The organism is Moorena sp. SIO3H5, assembly GCF_010692395.1.
In the GTDB taxonomy this organism is placed as follows: Bacteria; Cyanobacteriota; Cyanobacteriia; order Cyanobacteriales; family Coleofasciculaceae; genus Moorena.
On record NZ_JAAHHS010000269.1, the window covers coordinates 1 to 10,756 of the forward strand.

Consider the following 10,756-nt stretch of genomic DNA (forward strand, 5'->3'; position numbering starts at 1 on the left):
CTCTACCCAAAGCCGTACCATTCGCCTGCCAGTTCACATTACTGAAAAGCTCAATAAAATCAAAAAAGCCCAACGGAAGATTTCCCAGGAACGTGGGCGCACAGCAACCATTGACGATATTGCTGTGGAATTAGAAATGACTGCGGCTCAGGTACGAGAAGTATTACTACGAGTACCCCGCTCTGTTTCTTTGGAAATTAAAGTTGGTAAAGAACGAGACACCGAACTAGGAGATTTACTCGAAACTGAGGAAACCTCTCCAGAAGAAGTGTTGATGCGAGAAGCTTTACAACGGGATTTACAGCAACTCCTAGCCGATCTAACCAACCGTGAACGGGATGTGATTCGGATGCGGTTTGGCTTGGGAGATAACCAGCCTTACTCTCTAGCTGAGATTGGTCGCGCTTTAGATCTATCTCGCGAGCGGGTACGCCAAATCGAAGCTAAAGCTTTACAAAAGTTGCGGCAACCCAAGCGCCGTAACCGAGTTCGGGATTATCTGGAAGCTTTGAGCTAATCCCTACTTATTACCAAAAGATTTGGATTTAAAGCCCCGTCCTTCTAGGACGGCTTTTTTGATTGAATTTATTAATACCTCAGGGAGCACCCCGATATCTTTCTTTCTTAGTAGACTTGAGCTGACTTAAAAATAGGCTACCCGGGCATCAAATCCTTGCGATCGCAATTCATAGGAACGACTTTCAGCTTTACTACGGCTAGAGAAGGCTCCAGCATTAAAATAACCGCCTCGACCGTTATCAGATATATTCTCACGAGTCAGAGTCGTCTGACGTAGCACTTCAAGCAGCACATTATCATTATGAATCGGGATCACCACCACATAGCGATTCTTCTCAGTTTCAGGATTTATATCAATAAGTCCCAATGCTTGCAGGGTTTGTAAATCAGCTTTCCCGGTTGGAAGTAGATTATTATTACGTATCTGAAATTTAAACACTGCATCCTCAGTTTGTGCGCCATATCTCCCATCAACAGGACCGGGATTAAACCCCCGAGATCTCAACGCTTCCTGAAGCCGTGTAACCTCTGAACCGCGATCGCCTCGTCGTAGTTCACTGCTACGGATAGGAGTACCAAATGCTATTGGTTCTTCATTGCTAAAGTCAGCAGGAGGAAGAGGTATCTCCCCAGGCAGGAATCCAAACGGTTGTGATTGAGTAACTAAAGCATTAGATAGTTCTGCTCTAGTTTCTGATCCCACAACCCCATCCGCCCTGAGACCATAGTTTCTTTGGAATCGAATTACTGCTTGTTCTGTAACTTGACCAAAGTAGCCGGTTGGGTCGCGATTGAAATACCCCAGATCTCTCAACTGTTGCTGAAGTTTAGTAACGGCTGGTCCACGAGATCCTCGTCTGAGTCCAGATTGATTAACATTCCTACGGGATGGTGCTACTCTGGTTTGCGATGGAAAGAGTGCTGCTCTGGTTCTTGGTCCGACTTCCCCATCAGGAGGAAGCCCCTTTTTTCGTTGGAACCGAATCACAGCATTTTTAGTAATTGAACCAAAATAGCCAGTTGGTGGCCGATTGAAATACCTGAGTTCTTGCAAACGACGCTGAACCTCAGTTACATCGGCTCCACTACGACCTTCCTTCAGCACTCTTTGGGCTAGGGCTTCTTCTGCCATCCCCACAATGCTAAGTGTGGCAACTAGCAACAGTAAATAAATCCGATGGTAAGCAACTAGCTTATACTCCTTGAGCCACTGAAACAATTCTTCAATCGACTCCGTCAAGGCTGTAGGAGTATCTGCTAGTTTTTCTTCGGTTAAAGCAAGATGAAGATAGGCAAGGGTCTCCATGATTATTCCAAGGAAACTTTTACTGTTAGTCTAACAAATCACAGTAGACCATTGGTAATGTTTCGGACAACAGAATCTCAGAAATTTTACGTAATCCGATAGTAAAGCATGTAGTTATAGGGCAAGACTCTTATCAAAACAGAGCAATTCTCCTCTTTTACCATAACGCAATAGTTTTAACTCATGACCACTATTCGTCACTGGAGTAGGTTTCTCCCTCTGCTAGCTTTAGTTTTGAGCAGTTTAGGGGGAGTCGGGGCTAGGGCTACCGTAATTCCCAGCACCAATTCCGGCAACAGCATACCGTCGGCAACACCAACCCAAGCCCAGACTCAAGGGAAATTTAAACTGGCTCAGGGATTTATGGGTGAATGTCGCGCCGCTGCTGAATCAATGTTTATCTACAAACAGCGATCAACCTCTAACCCAATGATTGCCTTAGAACCTGATGAACAAGTTATTCTGGCCGAAGACAAGGTTAGCAAAGATGGTTGGATCGCGATCAACTCCCCCATTCCTGGATTTGTCCAAGCCAAATATCTGAAGCGCTGTGGGGAAGGAGGAGTACGCCCTAATCGAGCACAATCTCTCTGCCGCCAAGCTGCTAAGTCAATGTTTATCTACAAACAGCCATCAATCGAACCAATCAGAACCTTAGAGCCTAATGAAGAAGTTATTCTGGCTGGAAACAACCCTAGTAAAAATGGTTGGATCGCGATCAACTCCCCCATGCCTGGATTTGTCCGAGCTAAAGATCTCAAGTTCTGTCAGCAGACAGTAAGAGTAAGCACTAATCAAAGACAATCTCTCTGTCGCGAAGTTATATATAAAGGTAATGATGGTATAGCTGTCCGTAGACGACCCGATATTAACTCTTACCGACTGGGTCTTGTCTCCAATGGAGTTAAAGTAACACTGGTCAACCGTCCCCCTCAAGAGCAATTTTTCCTGGACTTCCAAAGGCGCGAGTGGGCAAGAATAACCTATCCTGTTAATGGATGGATGTCTAACGGGTTTCCTGATACGGGTGAGCAGAATCTTGTGGTTTGTTCCAATTAGCCCATCACAATAATTAGCAAGTTGTTAATTACTTATCATAGGATTTTCGTTGGGTGCATCTCACTGTCTTGATGCCGTCGCTCATGAGGTGGCCTCCTTTTACCAAGCTACTTCGCTGCATCGCTTTTGCAAAAATACGACCATGGAAGGCTAATATCATTTCAGGATAATATTTACCCATCTTTCCATGTCCCCGCGCCCCCGCCCCTGAGTTATAGATTTACAACAAAAAGATACATGCCTTTCGTTTATACCAAGTCAGCCTGATGTAACAAGGCACCAAGTAAGCCAGCCATAGCAGTAATTCCTATAGCAATCATTGGGTGTTGACCTTGGCTGACGGCAAAGGAAGTGACGATCCCTGCACCCAAAGCAGCAGTAATAGCAGCACCCAAAAGATCTTTATTGGTATTTTTGTTGTACATAAAGTTGTTAGCCAGAAATTCAGTTAACCAGAAATTTAACTTTTTTGATGGTGTCAAAAGTTAGTTTCATAACCTTATCATTCTGGATTCTGGCCTTGAAGCTAGATCGGCAAGATTGCAATCAAGATTAATATTTAGCTATTTTTCTTAACAAAAAGAATACTTGTTAAGTATTGATCGTTTAGTGTTGCTCTAAACTATTAGTCTATTTTTTTTACATTACCTGCTTTAACCCAAGCTTTTTGGTCACTACCAGGCACGCGTACTCTCTGCCATCGCTTATCATCACTGTATCCCAGGATGATCAGGGTCTGATTGTAGCCAATACCACCTATGCGTTGAGCGTTCAGGCTAGGAGAGTCCCGAAGAATCAACCCCTGTGGCCAGGTAACACTGGCTCGATAAGCACCCGGTTCTAGTTTTGGTAAAGGACTAGGACTAGGAATGGGTTTGGGAGTTGTTGCTGGTTTAGACTGCCCAGATGAACTGGTCGGTTGGGCCTTTGGTGACGGTGACTTATTGGGTCGTTCCTCAGCAAAGACGGGTTTTTCAGGCTCAACTGCTAGTTTAGTAAAGAAGTAATAAACTGTACCAACAGCAGCACCTGCTAAGATGGCAATGCCGAGAATAAAACCAATGATAAACTGAGCTATCTTGGAAAGATTCATGGGAAGTTATTAAAGATAAAGGTTGGAGGTTAACAGGTTGTTCGCGTAGCGTGGCCACAGGCCAAGGTTAATAGGTTGTTCGCGTAGCATGGCCACAGGCCAAGGTTAATAGGTTGTTCGCGTAGCGTGGCCACAGGCCAAGGTTAACAGGTTGTTATACCAAAATTTAATGATATAATTCTAAGTTAATCTAGTTTCAATTAACCTAAATAATCTATAGGGTTTCTGATACTTATTAGGTCAAGTCAATTTTATTAGCGCTACTCCCTACTCCCTACTCCCTACTCCCTACTCCCTACTGCCATTAACCAAAGATGAAGTTTCTCACCCAATTGAGAACTGCTATTGCTATATATGATTACTTACTGGAGTTGGCGCTGAATGCGATCATTTAGGGGGGTATTGCGAGAAGCCATACGAGCTTTTCCGGCAGCTGCCCAATCCTGTAAAAATTGGATTTGCTCTTGGGCTGTCCGTGCTAAGGGGATAATTTGGCTAGCGGCTTCGAGAATATCATCTGTGGTGAAGTCTCGGTTTTGGCTAAAGCCGATGTGCATCGCTTCGATCAGGGTCTGCTCAATTTCTGCCCCAGAAAAATCAGGGGTTTCGTAGGCTAATCGGTCTAAAGCGTAACTCTTTAGATTATGAGGTCGCAGCCGAGATAGGTGTAGGTCAAAAATAGCACGACGTTCTTCCTGGTTGGGCAAACCAACAAAAAAGATTTCGTCAAATCGACCCTTGCGAAGCATTTCTGGGGGTAAGGCTTGGATGTTGTTGGCAGTAGCGACCACGAATACTGGGGATTTCTTCTCAGCTAACCAGCTAATAAAGGTACCAAAGACACGACTTGTTGTGCCTGCATCCCCTTTAGAGGATAGACCAGAGAAGGCTTTGTCAATTTCATCAATCCAGAGGATGCAGGGCGCGAGAGCTTCGGCTAGCTGAATCATCTGCCGAGTACGGGATTCTGATTCCCCTACTAAGCCACCAAATAGACGACCCACATCTAAACGTAGCAGGGGTAGGTGCCAGTGGTTTGCGATCGCTTTTGCAGTTAAGGATTTCCCAGTTCCTTGAATCCCCGCTAATAGTAATCCTCGAGGATGAGGTAACCCGTATTGTCGGGCCTGTTCTGTAAATGCTCCACCCCGTCGCAGTAGCCAGTCTTTGAGGTTGTCTAAGCCACCGATGTCGGAAATTTTTTCTTGGGTTGGGTAGAACTCTAGGATCTGGGTTTGCCTAATGGATTGGCGTTTTTCTTCTAAAATTAGTTCTACATCTGAAGCTTGGATCGCATTATTAGAGGCAATCCCACGAGCTAGGACCCGACGAATCCTTTCTAAGGAAAGACCAAGAGCCGAGCGCACCAGCTCATCAATGATTTTTTCAGTCAGATTTTGACCCGTTGCCCCCAACAAACGTTTCACCTCAGCTTTAATTTCCGATGCGGTTGGTAAGGGGAATTCCAGCACTGTCAGGACTTCCGTTAAATCTGAGGGAACCGACACTTGGGGGGTAACGATAACTATATTTTTAGGCTGGGATTTGAGGGTACGTGCCAGATTTCTGAGTTTACGAGCAACTGATACATCTTCTAAGAATCGGTGAAAATCTCTTAATACAAAGATGGCGGCAGCACTTTCGCCAATTCTATCTACAAATTCTAAAGCTTGTAAGGGATTGCGGCGTCCAAAGCCGATATCATTAGGGTTTCCCTGGTAACCATCTACAAAATCCCAGATATAGACACTACGATTACCCAAACGTTTAGCAGATTGCTTGATCGCTGTTTCTACTCGCTCTTCTTCTAGAGTGGGAATATATAACAAAGGGTAGCGAGCACGTAGCAGAAGCTCAAACTCGTCATTGAAATTCATATAGCAAAGGGAACTGGGAACTGGGAACTGGGAACTGGGAGCAGGGAATATAGCGTCAAAAATTCTGACAATTCCTAAACGGATTCTTATATAAGAGCCAATTACTCAAAAATTTAATGCTATAAAGAAATATTTAAACCCTAAACATAGCATTTTTATTTCCAAGAAACTTGGATAACGGCTCTGCTGCTAGTAACTCCCTGACCGATTTCACCTTCAGCATTATACTACCAGGCAACTCACTATCCAGGAAGTTTTCTCTTCAGGGATTCTAGAGCGCCCCAACGTTGATCCCGTAGTTGATCCCGTAACTCTGCTTCACTGTTATCGTTAATCTGGATACCTATACATTCTTGATCACACAGCTGCCGTGGCGGAATTGCCAGACATAGTTGTTCGTATAACCAAGTGTGTGGATAAAAATACCCCTGAGCTGGAAGGGTTTCTTGTAAATCATCCCAGGTTATCTCCTCCTCTAGGGATTCATCCGACAGTTGGTCAGCTGAGGAAGCTAACCAAACTAATTCGGATGTATCGATGCTTAAGCGGTGGTTGTACTGTTTTAAGCAGCGATGACAAGTCAAGGTAATGATCGTTTCTGCTTGAGCACAGACCTCCAGGTAATTTCCTTGATGAGCCACTTGCACTTGACCTCGAACTGGGGTTAGTGTTTGTAAATCCACCAAGAATTGATTGACCGGAGTTACTTCTGTTTGCTCTGGTAATTTGAGCAACTCAGGAATATATATAGCATCCATAATGCTTATCGTTTGCAGTTGACTGTTAAGCGTTGATGGTTAACCTTGAGCTTCTCAAACACTCAGCAAAAAGCGACCATTTATAGACTTAAATAGTTATATAGAGTTAATGCATTATGTTAGTCAGGTGATGGGAAGAATCCCAAGTGCAATCAGCAGTGAGAGGGTTAAAACTCTTAATCTGTCAATACCTGCGACGCACCACCAGTCGTCGGTCTGGCTCTTGCCCTCGACTAAGAGTTTCTAAATCCTCAAAAGCCTTGAATAGGGTATGGACTTGACGCCGCTCTGCTGCCGATAGGGATTTCAATTCAAATTCTTTCCCGGTCTGACGGACTTTCATAGCAGCGTGTTCAGCGATCGCTTGAAGTTCCACTTGCCGTCTGGCTCGATAGCTATCGATATCGATTACGTAAACGGCTTGTTCCTCCTCATCATGACCCAAGTTAAGGAGGGAATTGGCTAAGTACTGGATAGAATCGATAACTTCCCCTTCCCGACCAATTAAAGTTTGAGTGTCTTTCGAGGTCAGTTGACTATTATCGATTGTCAACCAGTAGCTGGGTCGCTCTCCTATAGGAGCTTCACCATCAGCTACTTCTATACTGGCGGGCAATCGAGATAAGCGCAGGAGTTCTTCTAACCACTCTTTACCACGCTCCTGATGTTGATTTACCATACTAACTTGATGCTTTTTTCTTTGAACGCTTGGGCTCAAAAGGCAATGCCTCTCGACCCTCTCCAGACTTAGCTGCTTGTTTTTTTGCCTCTTTTTCCTGTTGATCAACTATTTCTTGCAAATTCTCATCCAGAGGTTCTCTCGATAGAATGAAAGTCTGGATAGTTTGAAATATATTAGCTACAACAATATACATCAATACCCCAGCTGGCAGGGGAAAGAATAAGAACATGCCAGAAAACAATACTGGAGTAATCTGATTAACTACCTTTTGCTGGTCACCGGCTTGCCCTGCACCTGCACCTGAACCAGACAAGAGCTGGTTAACGTACAAACTGATCCCAAAGAAGAGAATCATACCTACGATATCCCAGTGGATAGTGCCATCGTCATCAAAAGCACCCACTCTTCCTAAAGCATCAATAAAGAGAAAGCCTTTGTTAGCAGCTATTCCCGTTAAGGTTCCCTGAAGCTTTACCTCTCCAGGCATCAGGGCTTCTAGTGTCCCATCTTCAAGAATACGTAAGCGGTCTTCTCCGTTGACTATTTGCCAAGTGGGAGTGATATCGGTTTCTGGATGCTCAGCAATTAGTTGGTTTAAGGGTTGACCTTCAACAGTTTGAAACTCTACTTTGGTTTTTTCCCCAACTACCAGCTTATTTCCTGCCGGAAGTAGGGCGATGACTGGTTCATGTAAGCCATCGGTAATGTAAATATTTTGGGGTTTGGTGGTAAAGACTTTAGGCTGGATATATTCCAGCTGTTCTTGGGGAAAAATTTGTAAGTTGACGTCGTAGTTAATATTTGCAAAGGGTGATCCCCGCAAGGTGGCAAATAGGGCAAACAGAACCGGCATTTGTACCAACAGTGGCAAACAACCGGCTAGGGGGTTGCCAAACTTTTGGAACAGCTTACTCATTTCTTCCTGCTGTTTAGCCGGGTCATCCTTGTAGCGCTCTTTGATTGCTTCTTGCTCCTTCTTCATCAGGGGTTGGGTGATTTTCATCTTCCTCATGTTGCGAATGGAGCCAGCATTAAGAGGGAAGAGGGCAAAGCGAATCACCAGGGTCAAGGCTATTATGGCTAAACCATAGCTAGGCACAATCCCGTAAAAGAAATCCAGGATTGGCAGCATGACGTTGTTGGAGATAAATCCGATACCAAAGTCCATTCGTTTGAGGTTAACCTAGGCGCTATTGTAAAGTTTTCTGTGTCTAATGTAACTAATATCCGTCCCTATGCGGTTCGGGTTTCCGACATTTATCAGGTAGATCTAATTACATCAAGCAGTTTAGCCGATTTAGGTGGCCAGATGTAGGCAAGGGTCGACCAGATCAGGGCAAATCACCCATGTCAAGGTTTTCTTTTCAATGTGCTTTCTACATCATTTTGATGGCACTAACAGCTTTGCCTGTTTTGTCTGCTGTTCGTTCGGCAATGTAGTCATAAATTTCTCTAAAGCGCGGTATTGCGCGCATTTCCAAACGGCTACCATCTTTTAGGGTAACGACAATATCTCCCCAAGTTCCTATACCACGGGGAACTGTGGCAACCTTTGAAATTTCGGAATAGATCACATCTGAGCGATCGCGTCCCCGCCAACCCCCAGTTATTGATATGCGGCGGCTGGTAATCCGATACCGTAGCCATAGAGCCCTGACAATAGCAGCTACGGTTAGAGGTATGAATATAACCGTAAATGCCAACAATATGCTAATGATCAGATCTCCCCGGTGGGGACCACCCTCATAAAATACATCTTCTCTAATGCCCATCCAACACCTCTGCTTTTACCAACAACTTTTCTAATTCTCTCAAAAGTTGTGCATATTCGCACTCTCTAGCTTCTGGTTTTACGATTACGACTAGCTTCCAACCGGGGGATAGGCGTGGTAATAACTGCCTGAGGGCGGCTCGAAGTTGCCGCTTAATCCGATTTCTAACAACTGCTTTCTTACTTACTTTTTGGCTGATGGAGATGCCAAGGCGGGAGGGAGGGCAATCCTCTGGTAGGGATTTTTCTGGTGCAATGGTTTTTTTGGCAATCGCGGGAATAGTACTCTGTTGTAAACCCCGTAATGTTAGGTAACGCCCTGAACGACGAATACCCCAGCGATAAACTGTCTTAAAATCTCGCCAGTGCTTAAGTCGATTGGCTTGAGGCAATCCCAATGCTTAACTGTAATCCTTGATTAATATCAATTCCTTGAGCAGGATAAAGGCAGAAGAGCCACGGGAAATGGCTGTTTCTTAACCTTTTACCTTTCACTTGCAGCAGGTCGGCATCAATGCTTAGATGACTAGACCGAGAGACGACGCCGTCCCTTGCTTCTGCGAGCTCTAATCACATTGCGACCATCTTTGGTGCGCATCCGGGCACGAAAACCGGATTTTCTTTTTTGCTTACGGTTGGTTCCGCCTAGAGTGCGTTGAGTCATGGGTTTGCTGGAGGAATACTATTAACGAATACTATAAAGGGTTGATTGCCAACTATAGCTGACTCTTGATCTTACCATGTCAAGGGGTGATCTATCAAGCCAAGGTATCAGTTATCAGCTATCAGCTTAAGCGCTACGCGCACGCTGCGCGAACAGCTATCAGCTTATGAGTTAGGTCACAGGCTGGAAGCCTGTGCCACAAGGCTGACCACTGACTGCTGACCGCTGACCACTGACCACTGACCGCTGACCACTGTTGGCGTAGCCTGCGCGTAGCGCATATGCTTACACCCCTTAGATAGTTTAGTCCTGCCATGGTGTAGTAGGGGATGGCTCATCTGTTGAAACCACCTTCAGTAACTTCCGAAGACCTTGATTCCACTGTTCTAGTTTTAGATATTCGCTCATTTCAATTTCCTCAATTAAGCAGTTAAGGGATTCATCAAGATATGCTAGCTCTAGGATTTCCGCCATCCGATTTGCCTCTAATTCAGACAAAACCGGAAGAGCTATTAGCTGGCTATATTCTTCTGCTATTTTTTGGAATAATTTATTGTTTTTTTGTTTAATTATGCTCATTATTTTTATGATTTTATCCTGTATTTTTATTTGATAAAGTTTTAGTAAAAAAAATATTCTACAAAGAAAATTGTTTAAAAAATATATTTTAAGTAATAAAGGAAGATTGGGGCAATCATATCAGGAATGCCCCCAAGCGGTTTCCGCACCCTAATTAGCTATAGCTAATCATAATATTTTGTTTACTAATTATGCTTCTTAAGCTCAAAAAATATTTTGCGCAAACGCTTTAGGGAACGATTACCTCGCTGCCTGGCAGACGCCTCAGTCACAACTTCTCCGTTAGAAGCTAGATGGCTCACTACTTGTTGCCAAGATAACCCTTCTATGTGCCGTAACACGATTAGTTGGGAGTCCTGTGGCTCTAACTTTTGAAGAGCTAGCTCCAACAGCTTTAAGTTTTCATCGTCAGAGTTTGCCGAGGAAAGGCTATTGCTGGCTTCTGGTG

The 10,756-nt window shown here is 44.4% G+C and carries 14 protein-coding genes; 2 read left to right on the top strand and 12 right to left on the bottom strand.

Translation table 11 applies throughout. The annotated features are described in order from the left end of the window. The coding region (locus F6K52_RS24500; RefSeq protein ID WP_293084091.1) for a sigma-70 family RNA polymerase sigma factor at positions 1–517 on the top strand (517 nt) is incomplete at its 5' end. A gap of 126 nt (positions 518–643) precedes the next feature. Here the strand turns inward: F6K52_RS24500 and F6K52_RS24505 are convergent. Next, the gene (locus F6K52_RS24505) at positions 644–1,825 is read right to left on the bottom strand and encodes a peptidoglycan-binding protein (RefSeq protein ID WP_293084095.1); all 1,182 of its coding nucleotides are present in this window, start codon (positions 1,823–1,825) and stop codon (positions 644–646) included. 183 nt (positions 1,826–2,008) lie between these two features. Between F6K52_RS24505 and F6K52_RS24510 the strand changes: the two genes are divergently transcribed. Continuing rightward, entirely contained in the window at positions 2,009–2,884 is an 876-nt protein-coding gene (locus F6K52_RS24510) for an SH3 domain-containing protein (protein WP_293084099.1), read from the top strand. Between the two features lie 248 nt (positions 2,885–3,132). Here F6K52_RS24510 and F6K52_RS24515 read toward each other — a convergent pair whose 3' ends face one another. The 11 genes from F6K52_RS24515 to F6K52_RS24565 all read right to left on the bottom strand — a co-directional run. Continuing rightward, entirely contained in the window at positions 3,133–3,366 is a 234-nt protein-coding gene (locus F6K52_RS24515; protein ID WP_293084128.1) for a hypothetical protein, read from the bottom strand. Positions 3,367–3,509: 143 nt separating this feature from the next. Then, positions 3,510–3,977: an SH3 domain-containing protein gene (locus tag F6K52_RS24520; RefSeq protein ID WP_293084102.1), complete on the bottom strand. Its 468-nt coding sequence runs from the start codon at positions 3,975–3,977 to the stop codon at positions 3,510–3,512. Between the two features lie 362 nt (positions 3,978–4,339). After that, complete coding sequence (locus F6K52_RS24525; protein ID WP_293084105.1) at positions 4,340–5,854, bottom strand: AAA family ATPase; 1,515 nt, start codon at positions 5,852–5,854, stop codon at positions 4,340–4,342. A gap of 242 nt (positions 5,855–6,096) precedes the next feature. Continuing rightward, positions 6,097–6,612, bottom strand: a complete 516-nt coding sequence (locus tag F6K52_RS24530; RefSeq protein WP_293084108.1) for a YceD family protein — start codon at positions 6,610–6,612, stop codon at positions 6,097–6,099. Between the two features lie 184 nt (positions 6,613–6,796). Then, positions 6,797–7,291 carry a R3H domain-containing nucleic acid-binding protein gene (locus tag F6K52_RS24535; protein ID WP_293084111.1) on the bottom strand — a complete coding sequence of 165 codons (495 nt, stop codon included), beginning with the start codon at positions 7,289–7,291 and terminating at the stop codon, positions 6,797–6,799. A gap of 1 nt (position 7,292) precedes the next feature. Further along, positions 7,293–8,462, bottom strand: coding sequence for a membrane protein insertase YidC (yidC, locus tag F6K52_RS24540; protein ID WP_293084114.1), 1,170 nt, complete (start codon positions 8,460–8,462; stop codon positions 7,293–7,295). A gap of 208 nt (positions 8,463–8,670) precedes the next feature. Continuing rightward, complete coding sequence (locus F6K52_RS24545) at positions 8,671–9,066, bottom strand: PH domain-containing protein (protein WP_293084117.1); 396 nt, start codon at positions 9,064–9,066, stop codon at positions 8,671–8,673. Then, a complete protein-coding gene (gene rnpA, locus F6K52_RS24550) occupies positions 9,056–9,463 on the bottom strand; it encodes a ribonuclease P protein component (RefSeq protein WP_293084119.1) in 408 nt (135 codons plus the stop codon). The genes F6K52_RS24545 and rnpA overlap by 11 nt, the downstream gene beginning before the upstream one ends. Positions 9,464–9,591: 128 nt before the next feature. Further along, positions 9,592–9,729 carry a 50S ribosomal protein L34 gene (gene rpmH, locus F6K52_RS24555; protein ID WP_044494288.1) on the bottom strand — a complete coding sequence of 46 codons (138 nt, stop codon included), beginning with the start codon at positions 9,727–9,729 and terminating at the stop codon, positions 9,592–9,594. A 303-nt stretch (positions 9,730–10,032) separates the two neighbouring features. Next, positions 10,033–10,308, bottom strand: coding sequence for a hypothetical protein (locus F6K52_RS24560; RefSeq protein WP_293084121.1), 276 nt, complete (start codon positions 10,306–10,308; stop codon positions 10,033–10,035). A gap of 185 nt (positions 10,309–10,493) precedes the next feature. Continuing rightward, positions 10,494–10,756: sigma factor-like helix-turn-helix DNA-binding protein (locus tag F6K52_RS24565; RefSeq protein WP_293084124.1), on the bottom strand; the 263-nt coding region annotated here is incomplete at its 5' end.